The sequence below is a fragment of the Muricauda sp. MAR_2010_75 genome (genome assembly GCF_000745185.1).
GTDB lineage: Bacteria > Bacteroidota > Bacteroidia > Flavobacteriales > Flavobacteriaceae > Flagellimonas.
In genome coordinates this window covers 2,905,776-2,931,057 of sequence record NZ_JQNJ01000001.1, presented here as the reverse complement: position 1 = coordinate 2,931,057, position 25,282 = coordinate 2,905,776, and the positions used below count along the sequence as shown (strand labels likewise).

The following is a 25,282-nucleotide window of genomic DNA, read 5'->3' as shown; positions in this document are numbered from 1 at the left end:
CAAATATCGCTTACCCTTTATATTCCTGATTGATATCCCTTTAATTTAAAAGCCAAAGACACCTTGGGGCGATTACAAACAAAAAATTGAACTTTACATATTATAGTAAAGGAATTTTCAAAAACCAATAAATTCAATTATTGGTTGCGGTTTATGGAAAATCACGATATTCAACCAATGGTATCCACTTCCTTGATTAGGTATCCAACGTTAGAAAAATGCATTGAAAGAAGGTAAACAAGCCCAAAAGCTATCAAAATTCCCCAAAAAATGCCCTGTATATCCACCGCAAAGTGAAAACCCATGATTCCAAAAGCAATAGGAATCATAGCTAACAATGCAACAATTATCCATCTACCAACGACCAAAAGTATAACTGGTAACAGTTCCACCACACCCACTGTTGGCATTATAAATTTATTGGCCAATAGTCCTTTGTAAACAGCAATGGACTCCTCGGTCATCACACGGTCGTGAGGCAGAAATCCAAAAAACTTATACAATCCGAATAGGATCAAGGTAACCCCCAATCCTATTTGAACCATTTAATCTATTCTTCTGGACATTCCTTTTATTTCTTGGTAAAATGATATCCAACCGATTCAACGGCAGAAGTGATTTCCTCTGCTGGATAGTGGGTAGGTAGAGATAAGTAGATTAAAGATTTGCATTTCGTGTCCTTGTTTTGGTCTACTATTTGATCTACATTATACATTCTCCCATTTTATTTTTGTGAGTCTATTTGATATGGACAGAATTATTTCCAAAATGCTTTCCTCTTTTGGCAATTTTCCATAAACCAAATACTCAAACTCATTGCGATAGGTATCTTTAAGTTGGTTCCATGTTTTTTCAGGTTCTTTGAAAATCAATGCTTGTTTTGGGTGGTACTTTAACCAATCATTGTTGTTCTTAAAACTTTGCGTATCATCATGGGCTACCCTTAGGAGCATTTTATCAAATGCACCCGAATTGAAAAATCCTAGAACCGTTTCATCCTTTAATAATTGATGAATATCGTATACATGCCTAATTTTGTTGTTCAAATCCTCAATTGGGTTTTTAGTATGGGAAAACCGGACCAAACTCATTATTTTTTCGCAAAGTGTTCTTTTGACATCCAACACAAGTACTTCAAAGGGTAATAATCCATAAGTCTCTGCTAGTTTGGTTTGGTTTGAGTCAACCATCATTTCATAGATATACGTATTGACGACCTTCTTAATATATGGTTCAAAGTGACCTAACCACGTAGCTTCAACAATGATAGTATCCCTTACTTGTCCAAAATCGCCCTCAAAGATTTTGGGATAGTTATAGGCAATCTTTCTTATCATTCCCATTTTATTGGTGATTCCATCAATATCCACCTCCTCGAATGGTTCTACTATTTCCTTGGTTATTCTTTTAAGCTTGTTCTTTAATTGGCTCCCCGTCTCTTCTTCCCTGCGCAATACTACCAAATCAATATCTTCACTAAAACGGTCAATGTATTTAAAACACTTTGACAAAGCTGTACCCCCCTTAAATATGGCCTCATCTTTGTTTGCACTTTCATAAATGAGCTTTAGGGCATAGCATATCCAATAATCCTTTTCCACGTAAATTTCTAGAATATCCATACGTTGGGCAGTTGCCCTTATCGCCTCAGCAAAGAGTTCACTATTAGTGTGCAGATTCATACGATATTCCAATTTGGTTGTGTTGTCAATGTGGTATCACGCAAATTATATCTATAGATAGTAAGTGGATTAAGTGAGTTTTTCAATTCTTTTATATCGATTGCCACATCAAGTTGTTCTAATAGTGCTCCCAACAAAGCCCTTACCCGTGGTGGGTACAAGAGAGCATACTTGATGAGTACATCCAATTCTTTGGGTGTCATTTTCCCTAAACGTCTTAAAAAAATAAGAATAGCGGATTTTTTATCAACATCCGGAATGCTATTAAGGTCTTTCATGGCATCCAAAAAACCCAACATCCTATAATTTTTATCAGTAACGGGTGCGTAGCTCTTTACGGGCTTTGCTTTGATGCCGCCTCTATTAATATATATGCGCTTTTCGGCACTTGCTATTTTGTATAGTGACGGTATTTGGGTAGTCAGGTTCAACTGATTGTACAAAGAGGTTCCGGTTATATAGGCTATTCGCTTACCATCTTCGTATAAATATGGTCTTAGAATATCCTCTTCCCTTGGCTTTAGTTCTCCAAAAACCGTTACATTGGGTTTGTAAAAAATGCCTTTGGACAATTTTCTTATAATTCCTTTTTTTTGTAGTCGTTCCAAGGCCTTTGCAGCGGTTACATATTCTTCTGACCGAATAGGTAAATCGGCATAACCAAAAGTACTGTCCTTCGGGAGTTCCGCTATTTTATCCGCTATTTTTTTCGCAATTGTCATTACAATGCAAAGATATCCAAATAAATTACATGTCAAGTTTTATGCGCAAAAAACTTGACATATTGATTAAAAAGATTATTCGATGATCCGCCTTGATATTAATTAGTCACAAGATATTATTGGTATAGGTTTTTAACAAACCACTCAATATGTTACTAGAAATTTCTCTTTGATGTGAACATACATTCCTCCACCATCCCTTATATTTTCAAAAATAGAGGCAATAGGAAATACACCGCAATGGCCAACACAAGAATGGAAATTAAATTCATTAAAAAACCAGTACGTACCATATCGGGGATTCTAAGGTAGCCCGATCCAAAGACCACCGCATTTGGGGGCGTTGCCACTGGAAGCATAAAAGCACAGGAAGCGGCAGTGGTACAGGCAACCATCAACACGAACGGATCAACATCCAAGGTCACCGCCAATGGTGCCAAAACAGGCAACATCATGGCCGTAGTGGCCAAATTCGAGGTGACTTCCGTCAAAAAATTTATGCAGGTTATGACCAATAATATCAACGTAAGCAAGGGTAATCCATCAAAGAATGTCATTTGTGAACCCAGATAAATTGCCAACCCACTAGTCTCAAAACCACTAGCGATGGCCATTCCTCCACCAAACAACAGAATTATCCCCCAAGGAATCTGAACAGCTTCTTCCCATTTTATCATCTTCCTACCCTTTCCAGCAGGCAAAATGAACAAAACAAGTGCCGCTCCAATGGCTATTATGGTATCATCTATCCCAGGAACAATCTTTTGTAATAAGAACGACCGTGTTATCCAACAGAGTGCGGTAAGAACAAAAACGGCCATAACAATCTTTTCTTCCCTTTTCATAGGTCCCAGTTCCTGTATAAGCCTATGGATCTCTTCCCTTCCCCCAGGAAATCTTCCTTGCCGCAACGGGTAGGCAATCCGCGTAAGGTATAGCCATGCCAAAATCAACAGTAGAATCGATATCGGAAGTCCAAACTTCATCCATTGCCAAAAACTGATATCCAACCCATAGGCCTTCTGTACAAAACCGGCGAAAACCAGATTGGGTGGGGTACCTATCAATGTTGCTATCCCTCCAATGGATGCCGAATATGCGATGGAAAGCATCAGCAACTTGCCAAAAACAGCATTTTCGTCCTTGGCGGTCCGTGGATTGTCCTTTAACTGTTTTACAATGGATATGGCCATCGGCATTACCATCACTGCAGTGGCCGTGTTCGATATCCACATGGAAAGAAACGCAGTAGCCACCATAAATCCTAATACAATGGTATACATATTGGTACCAATGGCCCTTATGATATGCAATGCGATTCTCTTGTGCAGGTTCCATTTTTCTATGGCCATTGCCAACATAAACCCACCCATGTACAAGAAAACATATTTATGGCCATAGTTAGCTGTGGTTTCCTCTAGGCCCAGTGCCCCCAACATGGGAAACAAAACAATGGGAAGCAGCGCCGTGGCAGCTATCGGAAGCACCTCCAAAATCCACCAAACACCTATCCATAAGGTAACGGCCAAGATATCCCTTCCTTGGGAGGAGAGACCCTCCCCGCTAAAAAAGAAATGAATGAGAAGAAACAGAATCGGACCAAGTAAAAGGCCCATACGTTTATATGACATGTTTTTTGAATTGATTTGGTATGGTTATATAAAAAAGAGGCGTTGATCTATGATCGAACCGCCTCTTTTCGCAAAGATTACAAGATTTAATTCATATGTTCCTTGTCCATCCAGTACAACAGGTAAGGAATGTTATAGGCATGGGTCCATCCAAATACGCGAAGTCCTTGATTGGTTTCCCAATTGGTAAAGCTCTTTTTACTTTTTGGCAAATAGGAAATCTTGACCAGATCTTCGCTAAAAGCTTCCGCATTTTCATAGGACGCTGGTTCTTTGGGCAGTTCTCCGATCATTAGTACTTTGGCTCTCTCAAGAGCTTCATTCAGATACACTTTTTCCCCACTGAACTCATATCCTATCAACAATGGATATATGGTCGCCAAATATGATTCCATCTCATGGTTCAAGGGAGGCACATCCCTGACCCAGCGAGCATGTTTCAAAAGAGCTTGTCTCACGGTTTCATCACCGGTTATCTGTTGGTACTTATAAAGTCCTTGGGCAACATAGGTCTGACTATACCCATATCTATCCAAGAGTAGGTTTCCTCCCTGACGTTCCTGGAATTCCAACATTAACTTGACCCTATCGTCCAGTTCGTCCTTATACTTTTGGAGCTTGGTGGCATCGTACAGTTCAACAAGGTTTAAAACGGATAGATATAACCTTCTTCCCCTTAGATCATGCTCCCCCCATATTCTGTTGATATAAGTATCCCCAGTCATTCTGGCCACTTCGAGGGCCCTATGGTCGGCAGAAAGGTAATATGATGCAATCCAACCTTGTATCCATACATGGGCACTCAAAAGAGCATACCAGTGTTCATTGGCATGCCTTCTTCCTATGCCCAAATAGGGGGTGGACTTGGGTTCATCCTCATAGTTCCAGAAGTCTATGGCATCATTTATCTCCCCATAATAGGTTCTTTTTTTGGGCCAATGCACATTGTCCACATCCATGGTATGCCTACTCATGGCTTGGGCCAAATTATAATATTTGGAGTCTCCTGTCCGCATAAAGTTGGTCCAGAGCATGAAGTCCACTGTGGGTTCATTATTGGTCCATTGTACCCATTTTCCATTAAAGTAGTAACTTTTCCCATCCCCATAGTTGAAAATCCCATACCACGGCTCATGCTTTTGGTTATAGGCCCACCATTGGTATTTATATTGCAGGGCGTTCTCAAATTCCGGATGCTTGGATGAAAAAGGGGCCATATTACCGTATGCCTTGGATTGGGTATACCACTCAGGTGTGGCATGCGCCACTGGGTTTTCGATGATATAATCCATCTTTTTCCCTACTTTATCCATAGCATCGTTGTTGTGGAAGTAATAGACAAACTCTGTGGTCTTGGTAATCCCTTGGGCAAAATTGCCCAACATGCCCCCATCCGGTTCGGTATTATGTCTAGCAAAGTTCATGGGACCGTTTTCCTTGGGCCAAACACTGCCCAAAAGAGTTCCATTGGCAGGATCGACCTCAATCCCTTTGGGATATTCCTTCATAAAGTTTTTAATCCCAACGCCTACTCCTCGTTTTCCGTCGGTAACGTTGAGCCATCCTTTAGCCCTTTCCACTATTGCTTTACTTTCTTCCCCTTCTGAAACAGTGGCCCTAAATTCCAAAGCCGTATCGGGATTGTTCCCATCGTCCTCCTTTTTGAAACCGTTGAGGTACAAACTTCTTAAACTGGTGCTCTTTCTCCTTGCCGGGCCTTGTTGTAAAAGTTGAACTGGGGATTCCCCATTGGCAGCGATTTCCTCCAGAAAAGTATTGGCTTTGTCTTCTTTCCAGCTTCCTTCATATAGAGGCATTGAAACATTTACTTCATTATCCAGATGGTATTTAAGCTGAAGCCCACAGGCTGCAATTTGATCATTGGGCTGAGTCCAACCCATATCGTTCTCAGTGTTCTCCGTTACGATTATCTTATTTTGTGTGGCAATATTGGCATGTTCCCCTTCTTGTGGTTTATGTTTGTCCGGGATTCCTGTATAGGTCATGGTATGCAAAACTTTTATGTAGCTTTTTCCCGCATAGGCGTGCAACCAAATGGTAAAAGGGGACAGATTGTTATCCGATCTGCTATAGGTATAGGTTCCTTCTATCCGGAATATACTGTGCATCGGGCCAGATCCTTTCTCCCTGAACACCTCATTTATCACCGCTTTCGAAGTATCTATTCCGGCATCATCCAAAAGATCGAGAAAAGAACCCCTATTTTTTCCTGGTGAAGAAACAATGAGCTCCTCCTTATCAAACTTTCCATCTTTGTTGGAATCCAAAAACACTTCATCCAAAAAACCATTCCCTTTTTTATGTATGGAGAAGGACAAAGGCCCTGTATTCACCTCTATCCCACCTTGGGGCCGCATGTTGTTCATGGAAACAATCTTTTCTTTGGGAAGTATGGGTATTACAGAATCACCATATTCCAATATGTATTCTGAGTCTTTTTCGGAGAAAAAGAAAACCCATACCCATTTAACACTTTCGTCGGTTGGCCCCCAATTGCTCACTTCTGTGGTTTGACAAGGAATCTCAGTACCTCGGGATGTCAACAGACGTAGATGGTCCACCGAATGGAGTGTACCTTTTGGAAAAGGAATTCCAAGGGTTATTGGTGCACCTTCTTTATTGTTCTCTATGGTAATGTTGACCTGCTTGCCCTTTTCTGGGGTCCCACAGGATTTAAGCAAAAAACATGTAAGTAATATTAAAGCTAGTATTCTCATTTGTGCAATACGATTATACATTTTACAGACACAATGCAGCCGCGCCCAATATGGGAGCATCCATTAAGTCTGATGTTTCAATTTTTGTTTGTTCCAATTGTTTTTGATAAGCAAATGAAATTAAGGTTTCATGCATCGATTCTTTAAAAAACGCATATGCCTTGCTTATGGATCCGCCAAGGACTATGGCTTGGGGAGCATACATATAAAGAATGGCCTTGATGGCTTCTCCTAGATGAACTCCGTATTCCTTGTACGCCTGTAGAGCTAACTTATCTTTATCCATGGCCTTCCTGAATAAGGCTTTGGCCGACTCCCCGTATTTTTCATCAAAGAAAAAACTACCTGCATAATGCTCCATAATCCCATCCTTATAAGGAATCATACCTACTTCCCCCGCTCCGCACAGTACGCCATTGTATAGCTTTCCATCCACCAAAATGCCCATACCCAATCCTGTTCCCAATGAAAGCGCTACACAATTCGAATATCCCATGGCTTTCCCAAAATGCTTCTCGCCCAACGCGAAACAGTTGGCATCGTTGTTAATATGGACAGGCACATTGTACCGATCTTGAACTTTTCTTCTCAAAGGAACTTTTGTCCAAGATGGAATGTTTTGTACATCATATACCATTCCTGAATCTGGATCTACTACCGCGGGAACACCTATACCTATGGCTCGAATTGAATCAGTCATAAGCTCATCAATGGCCCCAAACACCTTATTGAGGGCAATTTCCTCTGAATCATCTCGATTTACTTCAATGAGATGGGTATCCACTATTCTGTTTCCCATCACCCTGCCCGATTTGATCTTAGTTCCACCTATATCAACCCCAAGAACCTCTGCTCCAATCCCTTTCACTGTTCCTTCTTTAAGCTTATCGTCTTATTATTTACCAAGGGTTTGGCCCAAAAGCCGATGGAAAGAATAAATGCCAAGGGCAGTATCAGAAAAAACATTCCAGATTTCAGGGTCAACATTTCACCCAGCCCCCCTACCATAAATGGAATGACCGCCCCACCTGCTATACCGGTACATAAAATTCCGGACAACGAACCATGGTGTTCCTTTACCGAGTTGAGCGCCAATGAAACTATAATGGAATACATTACCGAAATAAAGAATCCTACCATTGGAAAACCTATCAATGCCATTTGGGATGAGCCTGTCAAGGCCAAAATAAGACAGACTATGGTTATGGATGTTGCGAAAATCAACAGTTTCCGGCTATCCATAAACTTCAACAATAGAAGGCCCAGCAGACATCCTACCGTCAACATGGCCCAAAAATAGGATACAGTGTCAGCTCCTGTGGTTTGTGGGTCAAGTCCGTGGTATTCGGATAAGAATTGGGATATCCAATTTCCAACACCTTGTTCCGTACCCACATAACAAAACATCCCTATAAAATACAGTAAGGTCCATTTGTTTTTCAATAAATCCCAATAGGAGCTTTTGTCCCCTGCCCTTTCCTCCTCAGTCTTTTCAAACTTTGGATATTTGGTAAAAAAAACATAGAAAAACAACAAAAGGGATATTCCGGCAAACACAATATAGAGCGAGGCCCAAGGCAAATCCTCAGGCACCCATCCCCGCAACATGTCTGCAATCATATCGTTGGAAACCTCTTCCTTGTTCACCAAGTATTTATAGAGATAAGGACTTAAAAAAGACGCTGACCCAAACACCAATTGCGCCAGTACCGAGTTGAAGGCAAAATGTTCCTCACCTCCGGCCACGCGTAACATGGGATTAATAATGACCTGAAGGACCGCCATACAACAACCCAGTATAAATAGTGTAATACTGAACACGCTGTACTGTGGGGTAAGGGCAAAGCCCATAGAGGCAATGGCCATTACCAGAAAGGATACGGACAGTAAGGTCTTCTCACTAAACCTTTCGGAAAGGAACCCTGCAGGTATGGACATGATCCCATATGCGATAAAGAATGTAAATGGCAGTAGGCCTGTCAAAGTCAGACTTAGATCAAAACTACCCTTAACATCCACTATTATGGAGTTCAGTATGTTGGTGATGAAGGATATTACAAAGAATACGATCATTACCAACCCAATGATGTGAAAATATCTTTTGGTTGTGGCCTTGTTGTGCTCCATTTTTGGTTGGTTATTTTAATCTTGGGGTTCCAAATATTGGTCCACTCCTATTCTGTACCCAGCATGGGGAACAATTCCTTGATTTCTTCTTCGGTCGGTTGTTTTCCATACTCGCAAATCTCAAAGAACTCCACCTGCTTTACTTTGGAGACATCCACGTTGGGATACCACTTCTTTACGACTTCCAAAGTGCCGGCATCGGGTTTTCTGTTCATCCATCTGTCCTTCAGCCATGCCAGTCTTTCCTTTTCTCCTTTGGGAATGGTGGCAAGGTCCATTCCATTGGTCCATGGCAACCATTCGAACATTTGTGAATCGTGGGCCGCCAAACCTTTGACTTTGGTATCGATCACATCATCCACTATCACCGCAATGTCTTTTTGGAATGGGTATGGCTTTTTAAAGTGGTCGCTCATGTATAGAAAAACTGGATTCTTTTTAAGGGGTGGTGTGTCCGGAGCTACGTTGGGCACAATGTTCATGTAGGCTGCATCTTGTACAACGGAACCTGCATTTCTATGATCGGGATGATAATCATTGGGTCTCAACCCTAAAACGATATCAGCGTTCCAGCCACGTATTCTTCGGATTACCTCCAGTCGAACGTTCAAAGTGGGAAACAGCTCCCCATCATGGTTATCCAGAACTTCGTATTCCGCAATACCCAAAGCTTTGGCCGCATCCTTGGCCTCTTGTCTGCGCTTTTTGGCCAATGGCCCTCCTCCCATGCTTTGGTGGCCTGCGTCTCCGTTGGTCAACGCCAAAAATTTCACATTGTGGCCCATTTTTGCAAAGAGTGCTGCAGTACCCCCGAATTTTGAGTCACAGTCATCAGGGTGTGCCCCAATGGCTATAATATTGAGTACTTTTTTTTCTTGTGCCTGGATGGTTGCAAAGGCAAAGCAAAGGCAAATTGCCATCATTAATTTTCTCATCGTATAATCTATATTAGGTTCCTTAAAAATTTAATAATTGTGATTTTGGTCGATTCTTTTAAAGCAACTTTATGAAACGGACCCCTGTCCTTTTTGACAATGGCACCCATAGCATCATAAGTAGGGATTCATGGTCTTTTGGGGCGCTACCAATCAAACTAACTTAAATAATGAAAACACATTATAACGTAATCAAAGTCATTGCTTAGTTCTGTACAAAATTTGGGTTAATGTCCATCTCACGTTGTGGGATATAGAAAAACTCCCTTGTCCCGGTGATGAAGGGTTCAGCATCCTGGATTTTATCCACCATACCAAAGCGTTTTAAATCTGGCCATCTATGGTTCTCAAAAGCAAGCTCCACTCTTCTTTCCTGCAATAGTTTTTCTTCGAAGGTTCCTGGAGTGGAGGCATCAATATCGGGAAGATTTACCCTATTCCTAATCTCATTGATCAAATCATAGCTTTCGGGTGTTTCCCCCAATGCTTCGGCCAGCATAAGAAGTACATCTGCATATCTAAAAACCACAAAGTTGGTATCGGAATCGTTTTCAATTGCCAAATCAGATCGGTACTTTTTGATGTACCTAGCTTCTATGGTCTCTCCTTCCAAATCCACATAAGAATCCCCCATCGATATATCATACCGAAGGTCACCGTCCTCATATGCCTCCAACATGGAAACCGTAGGTCGGTTTCGCCCAAATCCTGAGCCTGTTTGCAAATCGGTACTGGGTGAAAAATCGTTGGTAAAAAGGCTTCCTTGTCCAATCCCCCCACTGATGTATTGCACCTCAAAAATGGATTCCGCATTGTTCTCATTGGCCACACCCCATAAATCGGCATAGTCTGGAAGCAGTTCATATCCATAATTGGCTATGATTCTCCGAAGTACCGTTTCAGCAGCAGAATCTTCACCCAAGGTCAGCAATACCTTGGCCAAAAGAGTAGCAGCCGCTCCCTTTGTTGCTTTTCCCACTTCACTGCCCGAGTAAGAAACCGGTAAGGCATCTTCGGCCGCGGTCAGGTCCGTGACCAATTGTCCCAAAATCGTGTTTTGGTCGACCTGTGTCAGCTCTTCCCCAGAGATATATGGTGTAAGCTGTAAAGGGATGTTTCCAAAACCGATGGCCATATGATAGTACACCAATGATCTAATGAACAGTGCTTCTCCTGTGACCCTGTTCTTTAGGGAGGCATCCATTTCCACATTAGGTATCCGTTCCAAAATCACGTTGCAATTGGCAATCACCTTGTACGATTCACTCCATGCGGAAGTAATCTGCTCGTTCAACGCATCTTCGGTAAAGGAATTGATTTCGGTGTATTGACGTGCCAACCCTGTGGCATCCGGACCTTGATCGGTATTATCGCTTCGCATCTCGAACATGGTCCAATACCCCCTTCCATAAATTCCTGTGCTTTGAAGCCCTGAATAACTTGCATTGATGGCCACTTCAAAATCATCCGCAGAATTATAGAAATCGGCTTCATTCCTATTGGATACTGGTGCAAGGTCGGTAAAGTCTTCACTACATCCGGCGAATAGAACCGTGCATAGTATTATATATAGAACTCGTTTCATGTTTTCCATTTTTTAGGTTAGAACTTTAAGTTTACTCCTAGGGTAAAGGATTTGGTCAATGGAAATGCTCCATAATCCTCGCCCGGGGTTAAACTGTTCGTGGTAATACTACTCACCTCTGGGTTGTAACCAAGGTAATCGGTAATCGTAAAAAGATTTGTTCCCGTAACATAGAACCTAAGTTTCTGGATGTTGCTTCCAAAAAGATTATTGGTTGGCAATGTATAACCCAAGGTCACATTCCTCAATCGGATATACGACCCATCCTCTACTTGGAAAGAAGACGGTCTGTTGTTATTTCCATGATTTCCAGATTCTCTGTCCGCCCGTGGAATCGACCCGTTCCCAGGGTCGGAAGGCGACCTCCATCGTTCATTGAAAATGGCATAGGAATTAAAATTGGCCTCCCCGTTCTTCATATGTCTTGAGGTAAGGTTCAAGATCTCATTCCCTTCGACTCCTTGGATCAAGAAGCTCAAATCTATGTTCTTGTACTTGAACCTATTGTTTACCCCCCAGGTAAAATCCGGAAAATAACTCCCGGTAACCGTTCTATCATCTGGAGTGATCTCTCCGTCCCCATCAATGTCCTTGAACTTGAAATCACCGACACCTGGATCAGGAGCCTGGGTATCCAGGGGAGCACTATCTATTTCTGCCTGTGATTGGTATATACCGTCCACTACATATCCGTAATAGCTTCCTATCGGGTCTCCTACCCTTGTTACGTGGCGTACACCGGCACTACCTGAAGAATAAATGGGTTCGTTTCCTTCATTGAGCGAAAGCACTTCATTCTTATTGGTTGAAAAATTGATATCCGTATTCCACGTAAAATCTCCTACAAAATTCTTGGTGCTCAACGCAATCTCAAATCCCCTGTTTTGTACTTCACCAAGATTTCTCAACGTAGTTTCAAACCCAGATACCGAGGAAATGGCAACATTCAACAACAAATCTCTGGTTTTTGTATCGTAGTAATCGGCCAAAAGAAAAACTCGATTGTTGAACAATCCCAGTTCAATACCTGCATCAATCTGTTCCGATTTCTCCCAAGTCAGATTGGGATTGGGAATGGTACTCTGGACCAAACCGTTGATTTCATTTCCTCCCAAGTTATAGTTTTGGGGGGATAATAGGCCAACGGCCCCATAATTGGGAATCTCAAAGTTACCCGTCTGCCCCCAACTCAATCTAAGTTTTAGCTCGGAAACGGTTTCTGACCCGACCAAGAACGATTCTTCGTTCAATCGCCATCCAACCGAGAAAGAAGGAAAATATCCCGTTTGGTTATTCTTTCCGAATCTGGATGATTTATCGGAACGAATCGTACCGGTAAACAAATACTTGTCCTTGTAACTGTAGTTGACCCTGAATAGAGAGGACAATAACGACCACTGTTCCTTTACAGAGGTGCCACCAAACACCTGTCCCCCACTGATGGTGGGAACCAAATCATCCGGATAGTTGTTGGCCAATACCTGTTTCAATGTCAAATTGTCCTTTTGGGCGGTATATCCCAAAACAGCATCCAAGTAATGGTCTCCAAATTCCTTTTTCCAATTGAGGGTATTCTCCCAAAGCCAATTGGTCTCTGTGGAAGATGATGCCTGTCCATACGGGTTACCATCCGCCGAATTTCTGTACAACAATGTGTTGGCACGGTAAAAATCCTGATTGTACAAATTAATGTATGCCCCTCCGAAGGTCTTAAAACTCAACTCCGGTAAAATATCGTAAGTCAATGCAAGGCTTCCCCTTGTCTGAAATTGGAATATTTGGTCATCCACGGCTTCGATGATTGCCAAAGGATTACTTGCCGTTGTGGTCCCACCTCCCAAATAGGATTGGTTGTTCAGTTGGTTTATGGTACCGTCAGGATTGTATGGACTCACTGTTGGAGAATGCACTATGGCTGAATAGACGATACCTGGAGGCGTGGCAAAATAAGGTGAAGATGCCGGTACCCGTTGGTTTTCGGTAACGGTCGGGGCCAATCTTACATCCAAGTTCAACTTTTTGGCAAGTTGGGAATTTAGGTTCAGCAGTACGGAGTACCGCTCAAACTTCGCCTTATCTATAACCCCGGTTTGGGAAAAATAGCCCGTGGATACATAAAAACTTGTCTTGTTCCTTACCGGTGATGCGTATGAAAAATTGTAACTCTGAACTATCCCGGTCTTAAAGATAAGGTCTTGCCAATCAGTATCCGTACCATCCCAGTTAACAAAGGATTCCGGTAGTTCGTAGTTGGCATTCCCTCTATCTCCGGGTCCTATGGGATCATTGATGGAAGCTCCATCAACAGAGGCCAGATAATTGTTGTTCCTGGCATCCGTAGTATAGTCTATCAATTCTTGGGCATTCATCAAATCCAACTTATTGGCAACGGACTGTATGCTCACATAAGAATCAAAAGAAAATACTCCTTCTTCAGAGTTGGACCCTTTCTTGGTGGTGATCAAAAGAACCCCATTACCTCCCCTAGATCCATAAATAGCTGCGGCACTTGCATCCTTGAGTACTTGAATGGATTCAATATCATTTGGATTTAGCGTAGCCAATGGATTAATGGTCGGGGGTTGGAACGTAGCCCTTCTATTGGCAACACCTCCCAACTGACTTGATGAGGTAAGGTTACGCGAAATAGGGATTCCGTCCACAACAAACAATGGGTCGTTTCCCGCAGAAATAGAACCTGAACCACGCACCCTAATGTTAGGGGCCGCTCCTGGTTCACCGGAGACTTCCTGTACCTGCACACCGGAAACTTGGCCGATCAGGGCACCTTCCGGGGTCAGTGCGGGAACCTCAACAATGGTTTCTGGGGTAATGGAGACTACAGAACCTGTCACCTTGGTTTTGGCCAATGTTCCATACCCCACTACCACAACTTCTTCAAGGGCAGCGGCATCCTGTTCCATGGAAACCGTGATGGAGGTCTGTCCTGCCACATTCACTTCTTTGGGTCTATACCCAATATAGGTTACTTGGATTTCGGTAACACCTGCTGGCAATGTAATGGTAAATTTCCCGTCAAAATCGGTAGTTGTACCCACTGTGGTCCCTTTGGCCACAATACTTGCCCCCGGCAAGGGCATACCTGCTTCGTCCAGAACCGTACCCGAAAGGTTGGACTGCGGCTTTGGTGCATCAATTCTTTTCTGGGGAACTAAATTGGGCAGTGGCCCCTTGTCTTTGTGCTTCACCACAATTTGCCTTGCGATCACCTCAAAGTACAGGTCCGTATCCTTGAAAAGTTCTTTCATGAAATCTTCAACACAAAGGTCTTTGCGGGATATGGATACCTTATGGTTCAGGTCAACATCGGAAGCTTCATAGAAAAACTTGTATCCGGTTGATTCTGTAATCATTTCAAATACATCCCCTAGCTTCGTATTCTCAAAGCTTATGGCAACAATATCCTCTTGCGTACATGATGCCGCTTTCAAATGGCCGAATATAAACAGTAAGAAAAAACAGCATAATATTCTTCTACCGACCTTTGGCGACAAAGCATGGATAGTTTTGGTTTTTTTCATAATTCTTTTAGTCTAGTTAGTTAAGTATTCGTTTTTTGGTCTACTGGTTCTTCAAATCATAAGCACTATTGTTTGTTAGGTTCTTTTATTGTTATTGTTTTTCCTTCTTTTTGATAGCTGAAGCGGGTATGGGTCTGAATTGTTTTCAAAACCCGGTCTATGTCCTCCACATCGAACATTCCCGTGAATCTTCGCTCACCCAATTCTTCAAATTGGTTTATAATCCGTATGTTATACTGACGCTCCAGCTTTTTTATAATGTTGGACATCGCCTCGTTTTCAAAGGTCAATATGCCTTTGGTCCACGACACATATGAAGAAACATCCACATCTTCCACAACAAAACCACTCTCCACATCAAGTAGCTTTGAAGCTTTTTGTGAGGGCTTTAGCATTTGTGGGGTTTTGGAGGTATTTACATCAACTTCCCCAACTCCTACCGAGCCTTCTACCAAAACCACTTCCGCCACTCCATCCTCTGTATAAGCGGATACATTGAACACTGTACCATACACTTGGGTATATATTGTATTGGTTTTGACAAAAAACGGTTGTTCCGGGTTCTTGGCCACTTCAAAAAAGGCTTCTCCCTGCAAATACACCTCTCTTTTGTCCTTCCCGGAAAAACTAGCCGGATAGCTCAATGTAGACCCCGAATTCAACATGACCACGGTACCATCTTGTAGGGTTACCGAGAGCTTTTTCCCATAAGGGATCTTCAGTACATTGTTTTTTTCCACTTTCTTCCCTTTGGTTCCATTCTTTTGGGTGAGTACTCCTTCTACCAAAGAAAAAACAGTATTTCCCTTTTTGCTTTTAATCGTTCCATTGGCACTTGGGTCTAGATTCAACACTTCACCATTCTCCAATTGCAACGTTATCATATTTAAGTCCACTCGAGGAGTCATATCCTCTTGCGGAGTACTGTATAGCAATGCAAACAAGGATGTGGATACAATTACCACTATGGCAGCCGCATATTTCCACATATCTCCGCGTACCAACAATGACCTTACCTTTTTGGAGTCATTCTCTTTTATGGTTTCCAAGAAATTTTTGAAGGCTTCCTCAGACTTCCAAGATCTGTTCTGATAATTTATCAGGAAATCTGCCTGAACATACTTTTTGAACACTTCTTGGTTGTTCCCCTTTTTTACCCACTCATACAACATTGACAATTCTTCTTGGGTAGCTTCCTGGTTGATGTATCTTGTAATAGTTCTTCTTATATCGAACTTGGTCATCGGTGAAAATTTATCTCTTTTATAAAACAGACGCAGTTTTTCAAAAAACCCTTACCTGAATTTATTTTTTTAACACAAAAATTATGGAGTATGCTTTTTTTGCCCTGAAACTTTAGAAGGAACAATTCAGGGAAAATGAACCTACAGAGAGGTTTTTAGAAGAAAATGGTCAGTTGGGCCCTAAGTCTTTTCAGTGCTTTGCCCATATGCACTTCAACAGTTTTGATGGATATATCAAGTCTCTCGGAGATCTCTTGGTATTTAAGGCCTTCCTTTTTACTCATTATAAAGACCCGCTTACACTGTTCGGGGAGGTTTTCTATTTCGGTCTCCACTCTTTTCAATCGTTCCTCAAAAAGTGAAGCATCGGTATCTGCAACTTCCAGATACGCTTCTTGTTTGAGACTCTCCAACAACTCAAATTCCTTTTTCTTTTTCCGTTTTGAGTCTATAAAGAGGTGGTAGGCTATTTTGAAGATGTAATGCTTTAGTTTGTTTTCTTGGACAACCAACCGTTCCCTGTTGTCCCATAACCTAATAAAAGTTTGTTGGGCTATATCTTCGGCGACCCTTGTACTGCCAGAGACCACCGTCATGTAATTGCACAGTTCTCTATGGTATATCCCAAAAAGGTATCCATAGGCTTCTTGGCAGCCTTCTTTCAGCTGCTCAACAAGAAGATGTTCATCACTGTATTTTTTTTGGTCCATATATTTTCGTCTTGGTCATTCAGCGCGCGACCATTGGGAATACTTCCATTGTATCACCAATACCTGTCTCACGCTCTTAACGTAGCGGTAGTTCAAGCAAAGTGGCATGAACTACCTTTATCTCAAACGAAAAAGTGCCGTTACATAAAAATCCCCCAATACAATCTTGGGCTATTTTTAATAAAGGGAAGCTGTATAAGCTCCTTATTTCAATTCTTTGATCTGAAGTGACCAATAGAATAAATACCAAAAAACGTTAACAAATTATAAAAAAATCTTTAAATGATTTGTTTTTTAAAAAAATATGAAGAGGAGCTTTGATTCCCCTATTACCCATTTCACCAATTAGCTTACTGTAACCCTATACCGAAAGCATTGGAATTGTAGATGAACTAAATCCTACTATTGTGTTTGGATGTACAACTCCGGAATAAGATTGATCATGGCTTACACACATCGGTTTCCTAAAGGGAGTTCAGCTTGATTTTTAACACGACCTATATCGTCATGTGTGCAAGTTATGAGATAGGGACGAAGCAATTACGGCCGTGTCTTCTAAAGAGGTTTGGGATATGGCAACCCCAATGGTTATAAAATATCAATAAAAAGGCTATATATCAACCTTAAAGTTAAAACCAAGGATTCCAAAAGCAATGGAGACCATGACCGATAGTGCAACGATTATCCATCTTCCAATAATCGAGCATATTCCGGATATAAGTTCGACAACACCTACCATGGACATTATAAATTCATTGGTCAGCAGCCCATGGCAAGCGAACACAAATTCTTTGATCATCACTTGGTTGTGCGGAAGAAGTTCAAAAAACATATCCAACCCGAATAGGATTAAGGTAACCCCCAATCCTATTCGAACCATTTAATATATTCTTCTGGACATTCCTTTATTTCTTGGTCAAATGATATCCAGCCGATTCAACGGCAGAGGTAATTTCCTCTTCCGTGGCACTTGTAGTCTGAACGGTCAATAATTTGTCTTGGGAGGCAAAGTCAACCGACCAATCGGTCACGCCATCCACCTTATCCAAAAATGGTTTTACGGTATTGGCACACCCACTGCACTTAATATTTGATTTGAATTGTAATGTACTCATGTTCATCAATTTTAAATTAGAGAATTATTAAAGTTTAATTGTTTTAAGTCTCAAACTGTTCAATACGACCGATACACTGCTAAAGGCCATAGCGGCACCAGCTATCATCGGATCCAACAAAAATCCATTGATCGGATACAGCAGCCCTGCAGCTATAGGAATTCCAATGATATTGTATATAAAGGCCCAAAAAAGATTTTGTCTTATACCTATAACGGTCTTATGGGAGAGCTTCAGCGCTTTGGGAATCGCATTTAAATCAGAGGTGATCAGGGTCATTTTCGCGACATCCATGGCTATGTCGGACCCTTTGCCCATGGCGATGCTGACATCTGCTTGGGCAAGTGCCTGCGAATCATTGATACCATCGCCCACCATAGCGACCACCTTTCCACTTTCTTGAAGCCTTTTCACAAAATCAGCTTTCTCTGATGGGAGCACTTCGGCTTCATAGCTTTTGATACCTACCTGTTGTGATACGGCTTCGGCTGTCATCTTGTTATCACCGGTCATCATGTAAACTTCCATACCATTCCCCTGCATTTCCCGTATGGCTTCCTTTGAGGAGTTTTTTATGCTATCCATAATGGCCAAAATCGCCTTTACCTTGCCTCCACCGCCAAAGTATATGACCGTTTTGGCCTCCTGCTCTAACCCTTCGACCATGTGCCCCAGGTTGTCATCCATGGCGATTCCTTTTTCGACCATCAACTTATGATTGCCCACAAGGTATAGGGTTCCATCCAATGCCTCAGCGCGAACACCTTTTCCTGTAATACTATTGAAGTTCAAAATTTCGACCGGATTTACCTTTCTATTTTTTAAAAAGGAGACCACGGCTTCAGCCAAGGGATGTTCGGACTGCCCTTCCATGGCATATAAAATTTGCTCCAGGGCCCTGTGATCGGTCACATGGTCCGCAAAGACCATATCGGTCACCATTGGCTTTCCTTCTGTTATGGTTCCCGTTTTATCCAGGACAATGGCATTTACTTTGTAACCCAACTCCAAACTTTCCGCATCTTTGATGAGGATATTGTGTTCGGCCCCCTTGCCGATTCCCACCATGATGGCCGTGGGGGTTGCCAAACCCAGCGCACAGGGACAAGCTATTACCAATACGGCAACTGCGGTCAACAGTGCATGGGTAAAAGCGTCCTCACCCCCCAGGAACATCCAGGTGATAAATGTCACCAGTGAAATCGTCATTACCACGGGAACAAAAATACCGGCAATCCTGTCCACCAATTTTTGTACGGGCGCCTTGCTCCCCTGTGCTTCCTGCACCATCTTGATGATCTGGGACAAAAGGGTCTCCCCTCCCACCCGGTCAGCTACAAACTGAAAGCTTCCTTTTTGGTTTACGGTACCGGCAAAAACTTTTTCATCCTTTGTCTTTTCTACAGGGACGGGTTCGCCCGTGATCATACTTTCATCAACATAGGAACTTCCTTTGGACACCGTTCCATCCACAGGGATTTTCTCTCCCGGTCTAACCAAAATCGTTTGACCTACCTTGACCGAAGAAATAGGGATTTCCCTTTCCTCCCCATCTGCTATCACCTTTAAGGTCTTGGGCTGCAACCCTATCAATTTCTTTATGGCGGAGGATGTATTTGATTTCGCCTTTTCTTCCAATAATTTCCCCAATGAAATAAAGGTGATGATCACTGTGGCCGCCTCATAATATACATGGGGTTCCATGCCTTTACTGAGCCAAAATTCAGAAAAAAAGGTATTGAATGCACTGAACAAAAAGGCAATGCCCGTACTGAGTGCGACCAAGGTATCCATATTGGCCTTACCAAATCTGGCCTGTTTAAAGGCATTTATGAAAAAGCTTCGGCCAAACCAGAACAGGATAGGAACGGCAAGTACCAACGAAATCCACCTACCCGGGACCCAATCCATAAAAAACATCCCCAGAAGGAAAATGGGAAGTGTCAAAATAGCGGACCAAAGGGTTCGCTTTTTTATGGATACATAATGCTTTTTCGAAAGCTCTTCCTGTACTTCGGTAGGATCCTCGGCATCCACAATTATATCATAACCGATTTGACGTACCGCATTTTGAAGATCGCTTAGGTCCATAGCACTGTCATACTCCACAAGGACCGTACTGTTGGCAAAGTTGACACTGGCATTGTAGACCCCTTCGGTATGGCCCAGCATGGATTCCACGCTGGATGCACAGGCAGCACAGGTCATTCCAGTGACCGGGAAAGATTTTTTGGACACCGTCTTCGCTTTCCTTTCGGTGTCCTCAATAATATCGATTGCATCCATTTTCTACTCCGATTTGTATGGTACAAATTTCAGAATAGACCTAAAATGGACTGTTACGTTATTTACTGAAAGAGTTGTAGAATTTTCCGAAAAATCAACCTTTATCTTTCCTCGTCAAGTACTTAACCTTAATTGGTGAGTGGTTTTTAGAATTCGGCAACATCTATGAGATCAGGTTCGCCCACGTCAATCTTTTTTGGAGAATTTGCCCCGATCAGTTTAGAATATATTCGATAGGACAAACCATTGTAGTGAACTTGGGGCAAAACCGAAGCATTGGTAGTAAATAATCGCCTCTCATTCGGCCAGATTCTTTGTTTCTTCGCTAAGCGATCCCTCAAATTTAGGAATAGGCCGCTTTTCTTTTCCTGCTTCGGTTTCCACTATTCCATTCTCCTTGATGTCGTTTATCAACCACTGCATTTCCATTATCTCCCTGCGTTGTGCCTTGATAATTTCATTGGCAAGCTCCCGTACCCTGACATCTTTTATTTGAGAACGTTCACTGGTCAAAATAGCAATGGAATGATGGGGTATCATTCCTTCCATGTAGTCGACCCCTGATACGGTAACCTGACTCCTGACCAGCCATATCCCACCTGCAATCAACAAAACACCCAAGGCTAATATTGACATGTTCTTGCGTCGGTCTTTATACATCTGTAGCATATATAGCAGCATAATAATGATCATCGATCCCCCCATGATCAAAGTCATGAAAAATCTAGTCTCACTATACCAAAAGTGATCAATGATTTGATATGAGTGGGTGTACATTAAAAAAAACATGGCGACCATTGAAGTACCAATCATCGCAAAAAACTTTAAATAATTATTGGATTTCCTTTGACTATCTTCCATTGTGCAAATTTTATCTGGTTATTGTGATTATTCCTTGACTTTCGAGTATTGTATTGTTCCATTCCAATTATAGGCCTGACAATTTACCTGTCCCAGTTATCGTATATCGGTTTAATTGGCTTTGTTCATCGCTTGTATTTTATATTGACCCCCCTTATTTTCCAATGCCTTTTGTAGATTTTCAAGGGGGACCTCAAATTGCGACTCCACTGTAGCTTCTGCGTTTTTTAGATTGACCGCTACATCGGCTACACCGGCCACATTGAAAAGAGCTTCTTCAACGTGCCCCCTACAGCCATCACAAGTCATTCCTTCTATTTGGTATCTTCTTTTCATGTTGTGATCATTTTTTATTTTAACAATTTTACACCTAGAATCAACAATGTTGGTTCCAACACGTATGGGAAAAGTAACATTTTCTGTATAGGGGCGTTGTTTGAAAAAAACAAACCTTGACCCATTTGCGAAGAAAGGTGTTTTTTAAATAGCGTTTAGGAGGCTGGTTCCTTGGGAAGGTATTGCGCCCTTAATGGTTGAGGTTAAATATCATCAAGCGATATTCTATTTTGAATGGCACTTTTCTTAAATTGTGTAGGTGTCATTCCAGTTACTTTTTTAAATTGGTTGCTTAAATAGGCAACGCTGCTATAGTCCAATTGAAACGCTATTTCCTTTAAGCCCAATTCGTCATAAACAAGAAACTCTTTGATCTTTTCAATCTTTTGGTTGATGATATATTGCTCCAAGGTAATGCTTTCCACCGCGGAAAACAGCGAACTAAGATACTTATAGTCAAGATGCAATCCATCGGAAAGGTATTCGGGCCATTTGACCTTTTCCATGGGTCCGGTGTAATGTATCGCCTCAATCACTAGGTTTTTGATCTGTTCTATCAACTGACCCTTACGATCGTTGATGATCGTAAATCCAATTTTCTCAAGTCGTTCGTTGAGACCTTCCCGTTTTTCAGGCGTGATTTTCCCATTGAGGGTGATTTCACCCAACGACACATTCATATAGGGAATGCCCTCATCGTCCAAAATACCTTTGACGGCCATGATGCATCTCGGACAGACCATGTTTTTGATGTACAACACATCTTTCGATTTACTGGACCCAACTTCCATATCATGCAGTGAATTTCCACAGGGCCTTCAAAAAAATGACGACCACTGCCAATATTACAATCAGCACTAATGCCAATATGCCAAGGATTTTCATTCTTTTTTCCTTTCTTTCCTTGGCCGGGTCCCGTTTCCTCTTTACCGGACCCCTTTTTTTCTTTCGTCTTTGCCTTCTAAGTTCGCTCATTTTCCCAACATTGACTCAACTGTCCCTATGGACGACTATTTGCTCCTAACATAAGTGCTTTGCCACTTCTGATATCTAAGTAGTTGAACTATCGTCTTTTCCATAATTTTCTGATCGTTGGGGAGCTGACATACCACAACAAGAATCCGCTCAAAACGGTAATCAATCCCATTAGGGAAAAAATCCGTAAAACCATGGTGTTAAAATCGTCCCGTCCTTCATAGTCCATGGTATGGGTCATCCATAAAAAATCGAACCATCTCCAGGCCCGATGCCTTACACGTTGGAACGACCCATCGGCCTCTGAGACATACGCTTTCAGGTTTTCATCCGTTTCATAGGTGATCACATAGGCCGGTAATGGACGTCCCCGATACTCGTGCTGCCCACCTGTTTGGGTGAGTCTTTCGACATCTTTGACCTTAAGGTCTGGCAACATATATTGGGAAGCAACGGCCAAAGCCTGTTGTTCATCGATACCCTTTTTAATCTCCCCCGTTTTTGCATCCATCAAAACCCCATCATTTATCCAATAGTAGGGACTTCCCCCTATATTTCTCATTTCCAAAGATGTGATCTTAATGTTCATTTCCCCATTGGGTGCAATCAAATTGCCAAACTCGGGCTGGCTCACAGGCTCCTTGATGAATTGATCTCCATGGATTTCGTCAATGTCCGTCCAACTAAAATATAGTCCGCTGATAGTCCACATAAGGAACTGGATCCCAATAAAAAGGCCAAGATACCTATGTATCTTTCTGACCTTCATCGATGTTTTTCTTCCGACCATTAGTTCTTCCCGTTGTTTCGTGAGGAATTATGCATCTTCACAATTTTCCATTCCCCATCCGTTTTTTTAAGGATGGAGGTGGCAACCCCTTTTCTGCTGATCGTTTTGCCCTCACCTCCATTTTCCGATTTTAGGCCAATGGTATAGACATAGCTTTCCGTAGTAAAGGCAAAGGGTAGCTCCACCTTCAGTTCAATGGTATAATCCGAAAACCTAAAGCTGTTGAAATGGCCAAGTTCTGGGCCTATATGATGGTCGAGATAATGTTGATAGGTGCCTTCGACGCCCCCGGATTCAAAAACCTCGGAATCTTCCGCAAAAAGTTCCAAGGTGCCTTCCGTGGTCAAATTTTCCAGGGCCTCCTTGTAGCTTTCCATTATCCGCAGTACGGCGGACCTGTCCTGGTTTTGGTTTTCCATCGTAGGGTTTGTTTGACCGAAGCAGGCTCCTGTGATAAGTACGGCCAGTAGAAAAATCTGTAAAGTAATACGTTTCATTGGTTTGTTCTAAAATTGTTTAGGTTAGTATGTATTGTACGAAAAAGGCCCCTAGGACGATCGAAATGACGATCCCATACAGGATATAGCCCAACCATTTTTTTAAAACGGCCTTTTTCGTCTGGATAGGTCCATTGGTACGACAACAATCTTTCATCTTTTTTTACCATTAGCGCCTGACAAGGGAAGGGAACGATTAACTAACTAACTCACCAACCAATCAACTTTGGGTGCTCCCCTCCCTTTCAGGACTTTATTTCCTCATTCATAGTGACCGGACATGACCAACAACAATAGCAATATCGTTTGTCCCGGTTTCAGGGTATTTTCCATGTCATTTTCAATTATCCAATTCTTCCATTAGATCATTTACCAAGGTCAATATCCGTTCTTTCTCTTCCACCGATAATTTTGCATCCTTATGGATCAGGGTATAGGAAGATAAGGGCATCTTATCGTCTTCGATCTGACTTGCGATCGATTTTAGTTTGCTCCTTTTTCTTCGATTCGAATAGTCGCCCCATTCGTTGAAATTGAGTTCCTCCTTTCCCTCCTTGATGTGATCTTCCAGAAACCAGGCGATGGGTTGGACCTTATTGTACCATGGGTAATGGGTGTTGTTACTGTGGCAATCATAGCAAGAGACCCGCAAATTGTGTTGGATATCCTTGGCAACCTCGTTCACCAAAATGAAGTCCGTATCGGGAACTACATCGCTCAGGTTGGATTCTGTGGGCACAAACTGGATGCCCACAAATCCCAAAAGCACTACCAAGACTATGATTTTCAGTACTTTCATCTAATTGATTTCCTTTTGCACTTTACCACAGGTCAACATCTTACTTCCAAAAAATGGATTCTGGATTTCGCTGCTTGCGCTGAGCCAAGTTCCTCCTTGGTTGTTGTTGTACATGGGGCAGAATTGTTGGTACAAGGTTTTGGAAGTCCCGGTTATGGCTATAAAATCGACCATATCCTTGCCCAGTCCTTCAAAGTGTTCCCGTTGGTGACCGATATCACTTTTGGCGATGTGCTCCCCATGTTCCTTGGCCACTTCAATGATATCGGACAGCTCCTTCTGTTGCTGTTCATCGTATCCGCTGATATCAAAGCTGCCCAAGGCACTGGCCAAGGCTTGGCCCGATTTGGCCGCTTCATCCTTATTGTCCGCCACCAGGGCATCCTTCAGTTGGAGGTAGCTGTCGATCACGGATGTGCCCTGTGCATCGGACGAACCCATATCATGGTCCATGGTTCCGTGGTCCATTTCCCCTGCAGTGCTCTCATGGTGATGGCCCTCTTCCGTTCCCATCTCCATATGGGCTCCTTCCTTGTCATTTGTTTCCTTCTTACCGTCCTTACAGGAAATCACGGTAACGGTCAAAAGCGCAATGGCAATTGTACTTAATGTAACTGTTGTTCTTTTCATTGTAATTGATTTTAAGATTAATTCCTCATTTTGATTGCCCGGGGTCGGCATATTTGTATTATCCCCCATTATTGTTA

Annotated in this window: 22 protein-coding genes; all 22 read right to left on the bottom strand. The window is 42.3% G+C overall.

Annotation, left to right across the window (positions count from 1 at the left end; all coding sequences use genetic code 11):
- Positions 1-170 precede the first annotated feature (170 nt).
- Complete coding sequence (locus FG28_RS13215) at positions 171-545, bottom strand: hypothetical protein (RefSeq protein ID WP_127137023.1); 375 nt, start codon at positions 543-545, stop codon at positions 171-173.
- A 162-nt stretch (positions 546-707) separates the two neighbouring features.
- Entirely contained in the window at positions 708-1,682 is a 975-nt protein-coding gene (locus FG28_RS13210) for a nucleotidyl transferase AbiEii/AbiGii toxin family protein (protein ID WP_036383532.1), read from the bottom strand.
- The gene (locus tag FG28_RS13205; protein ID WP_036383530.1) at positions 1,679-2,404 is read right to left on the bottom strand and encodes a DUF6088 family protein; all 726 of its coding nucleotides are present in this window, start codon (positions 2,402-2,404) and stop codon (positions 1,679-1,681) included. Before FG28_RS13205 ends, FG28_RS13210 begins: the two co-directional genes overlap by 4 nt.
- Positions 2,405-2,604: 200 nt before the next feature.
- Positions 2,605-4,035, bottom strand: coding sequence for a DASS family sodium-coupled anion symporter (locus tag FG28_RS13200; protein WP_036383527.1), 1,431 nt, complete (start codon positions 4,033-4,035; stop codon positions 2,605-2,607).
- A gap of 86 nt (positions 4,036-4,121) precedes the next feature.
- On the bottom strand, positions 4,122-6,773 hold the full coding sequence (locus FG28_RS13195; protein ID WP_036386577.1) for a hypothetical protein: 2,652 nt from the start codon (positions 6,771-6,773) through the stop codon (positions 4,122-4,124).
- A 22-nt stretch (positions 6,774-6,795) separates the two neighbouring features.
- Positions 6,796-7,641: an ROK family protein gene (locus tag FG28_RS13190; RefSeq protein ID WP_225604830.1), complete on the bottom strand. Its 846-nt coding sequence runs from the start codon at positions 7,639-7,641 to the stop codon at positions 6,796-6,798.
- Positions 7,638-8,900 carry an MFS transporter gene (locus FG28_RS13185; RefSeq protein WP_036383526.1) on the bottom strand — a complete coding sequence of 421 codons (1,263 nt, stop codon included), beginning with the start codon at positions 8,898-8,900 and terminating at the stop codon, positions 7,638-7,640. Before FG28_RS13185 ends, FG28_RS13190 begins: the two co-directional genes overlap by 4 nt.
- Positions 8,901-8,947: 47 nt before the next feature.
- On the bottom strand, positions 8,948-9,835 hold the full coding sequence (locus FG28_RS13180; protein WP_036383524.1) for a PIG-L deacetylase family protein: 888 nt from the start codon (positions 9,833-9,835) through the stop codon (positions 8,948-8,950).
- Between the two features lie 205 nt (positions 9,836-10,040).
- Positions 10,041-11,420, bottom strand: a complete 1,380-nt coding sequence (locus FG28_RS13175) for a RagB/SusD family nutrient uptake outer membrane protein (RefSeq protein WP_036386573.1) — start codon at positions 11,418-11,420, stop codon at positions 10,041-10,043.
- A gap of 17 nt (positions 11,421-11,437) precedes the next feature.
- Entirely contained in the window at positions 11,438-14,962 is a 3,525-nt protein-coding gene (locus tag FG28_RS13170; protein WP_036383522.1) for a TonB-dependent receptor, read from the bottom strand.
- A 65-nt stretch (positions 14,963-15,027) separates the two neighbouring features.
- Positions 15,028-16,206, bottom strand: a complete 1,179-nt coding sequence (locus tag FG28_RS20180; RefSeq protein WP_051947309.1) for a FecR family protein — start codon at positions 16,204-16,206, stop codon at positions 15,028-15,030.
- Between the two features lie 155 nt (positions 16,207-16,361).
- Complete coding sequence (locus FG28_RS13160) at positions 16,362-16,916, bottom strand: RNA polymerase sigma factor (protein ID WP_036383520.1); 555 nt, start codon at positions 16,914-16,916, stop codon at positions 16,362-16,364.
- A gap of 610 nt (positions 16,917-17,526) precedes the next feature.
- The gene (locus FG28_RS13155) at positions 17,527-17,796 is read right to left on the bottom strand and encodes a DoxX family membrane protein (protein WP_036383518.1); all 270 of its coding nucleotides are present in this window, start codon (positions 17,794-17,796) and stop codon (positions 17,527-17,529) included.
- Between the two features lie 25 nt (positions 17,797-17,821).
- Entirely contained in the window at positions 17,822-18,031 is a 210-nt protein-coding gene (locus tag FG28_RS13150; RefSeq protein WP_051947607.1) for a heavy-metal-associated domain-containing protein, read from the bottom strand.
- 27 nt (positions 18,032-18,058) lie between these two features.
- On the bottom strand, positions 18,059-20,317 hold the full coding sequence (locus FG28_RS13145) for a cation-translocating P-type ATPase (protein ID WP_036383514.1): 2,259 nt from the start codon (positions 20,315-20,317) through the stop codon (positions 18,059-18,061).
- A gap of 297 nt (positions 20,318-20,614) precedes the next feature.
- On the bottom strand, positions 20,615-20,977 hold the full coding sequence (locus tag FG28_RS20975) for a DUF305 domain-containing protein (RefSeq protein WP_231562625.1): 363 nt from the start codon (positions 20,975-20,977) through the stop codon (positions 20,615-20,617).
- A gap of 312 nt (positions 20,978-21,289) precedes the next feature.
- On the bottom strand, positions 21,290-21,514 hold the full coding sequence (locus FG28_RS13135; RefSeq protein WP_036383512.1) for a heavy-metal-associated domain-containing protein: 225 nt from the start codon (positions 21,512-21,514) through the stop codon (positions 21,290-21,292).
- A 203-nt stretch (positions 21,515-21,717) separates the two neighbouring features.
- The gene (locus FG28_RS13130; RefSeq protein WP_081894514.1) at positions 21,718-22,257 is read right to left on the bottom strand and encodes an AraC family transcriptional regulator; all 540 of its coding nucleotides are present in this window, start codon (positions 22,255-22,257) and stop codon (positions 21,718-21,720) included.
- 320 nt (positions 22,258-22,577) lie between these two features.
- A complete protein-coding gene (locus FG28_RS13120) occupies positions 22,578-23,279 on the bottom strand; it encodes a PepSY domain-containing protein (RefSeq protein ID WP_036383506.1) in 702 nt (233 codons plus the stop codon).
- Complete coding sequence (locus FG28_RS13115) at positions 23,279-23,776, bottom strand: DUF4440 domain-containing protein (RefSeq protein ID WP_036383504.1); 498 nt, start codon at positions 23,774-23,776, stop codon at positions 23,279-23,281. Before FG28_RS13115 ends, FG28_RS13120 begins: the two co-directional genes overlap by 1 nt.
- Before the next feature lie 340 nt (positions 23,777-24,116).
- On the bottom strand, positions 24,117-24,575 hold the full coding sequence (locus FG28_RS13110) for a heme-binding domain-containing protein (protein ID WP_036383502.1): 459 nt from the start codon (positions 24,573-24,575) through the stop codon (positions 24,117-24,119).
- Positions 24,576-25,205, bottom strand: coding sequence for a DUF3347 domain-containing protein (locus tag FG28_RS13105; protein WP_036386568.1), 630 nt, complete (start codon positions 25,203-25,205; stop codon positions 24,576-24,578).
- Between the last annotated feature and the right edge of the window lie 77 nt (positions 25,206-25,282).

Coding starts and splice junctions, on each gene's coding strand:
- FG28_RS13215 (WP_127137023.1), bottom strand. CDS start 545: ATGGTTCAAATAGGATTGGGGGTTACCTTGATCCTATTCGGATTGTAT.
- FG28_RS13210 (WP_036383532.1), bottom strand. CDS start 1,682: ATGAATCTGCACACTAATAGTGAACTCTTTGCTGAGGCGATAAGGGCA.
- FG28_RS13205 (WP_036383530.1), bottom strand. CDS start 2,404: ATGACAATTGCGAAAAAAATAGCGGATAAAATAGCGGAACTCCCGAAG.
- FG28_RS13200 (WP_036383527.1), bottom strand. CDS start 4,035: ATGTCATATAAACGTATGGGCCTTTTACTTGGTCCGATTCTGTTTCTT.
- FG28_RS13195 (WP_036386577.1), bottom strand. CDS start 6,773: ATGAGAATACTAGCTTTAATATTACTTACATGTTTTTTGCTTAAATCC.
- FG28_RS13185 (WP_036383526.1), bottom strand. CDS start 8,900: ATGGAGCACAACAAGGCCACAACCAAAAGATATTTTCACATCATTGGG.
- FG28_RS13180 (WP_036383524.1), bottom strand. CDS start 9,835: ATGAGAAAATTAATGATGGCAATTTGCCTTTGCTTTGCCTTTGCAACC.
- FG28_RS13175 (WP_036386573.1), bottom strand. CDS start 11,420: ATGAAACGAGTTCTATATATAATACTATGCACGGTTCTATTCGCCGGA.
- FG28_RS13170 (WP_036383522.1), bottom strand. CDS start 14,962: ATGAAAAAAACCAAAACTATCCATGCTTTGTCGCCAAAGGTCGGTAGA.
- FG28_RS20180 (WP_051947309.1), bottom strand. CDS start 16,206: ATGACCAAGTTCGATATAAGAAGAACTATTACAAGATACATCAACCAG.
- FG28_RS13160 (WP_036383520.1), bottom strand. CDS start 16,916: ATGGACCAAAAAAAATACAGTGATGAACATCTTCTTGTTGAGCAGCTG.
- FG28_RS13155 (WP_036383518.1), bottom strand. CDS start 17,796: ATGGTTCGAATAGGATTGGGGGTTACCTTAATCCTATTCGGGTTGGAT.
- FG28_RS13150 (WP_051947607.1), bottom strand. CDS start 18,031: ATGAGTACATTACAATTCAAATCAAATATTAAGTGCAGTGGGTGTGCC.
- FG28_RS13145 (WP_036383514.1), bottom strand. CDS start 20,317: ATGGATGCAATCGATATTATTGAGGACACCGAAAGGAAAGCGAAGACG.
- FG28_RS20975 (WP_231562625.1), bottom strand. CDS start 20,977: ATGTATAAAGACCGACGCAAGAACATGTCAATATTAGCCTTGGGTGTT.
- FG28_RS13135 (WP_036383512.1), bottom strand. CDS start 21,514: ATGAAAAGAAGATACCAAATAGAAGGAATGACTTGTGATGGCTGTAGG.
- FG28_RS13130 (WP_081894514.1), bottom strand. CDS start 22,257: ATGGTCTGTCCGAGATGCATCATGGCCGTCAAAGGTATTTTGGACGAT.
- FG28_RS13120 (WP_036383506.1), bottom strand. CDS start 23,279: ATGGTCGGAAGAAAAACATCGATGAAGGTCAGAAAGATACATAGGTAT.
- FG28_RS13115 (WP_036383504.1), bottom strand. CDS start 23,776: ATGAAACGTATTACTTTACAGATTTTTCTACTGGCCGTACTTATCACA.
- FG28_RS13110 (WP_036383502.1), bottom strand. CDS start 24,575: ATGAAAGTACTGAAAATCATAGTCTTGGTAGTGCTTTTGGGATTTGTG.
- FG28_RS13105 (WP_036386568.1), bottom strand. CDS start 25,205: ATGAAAAGAACAACAGTTACATTAAGTACAATTGCCATTGCGCTTTTG.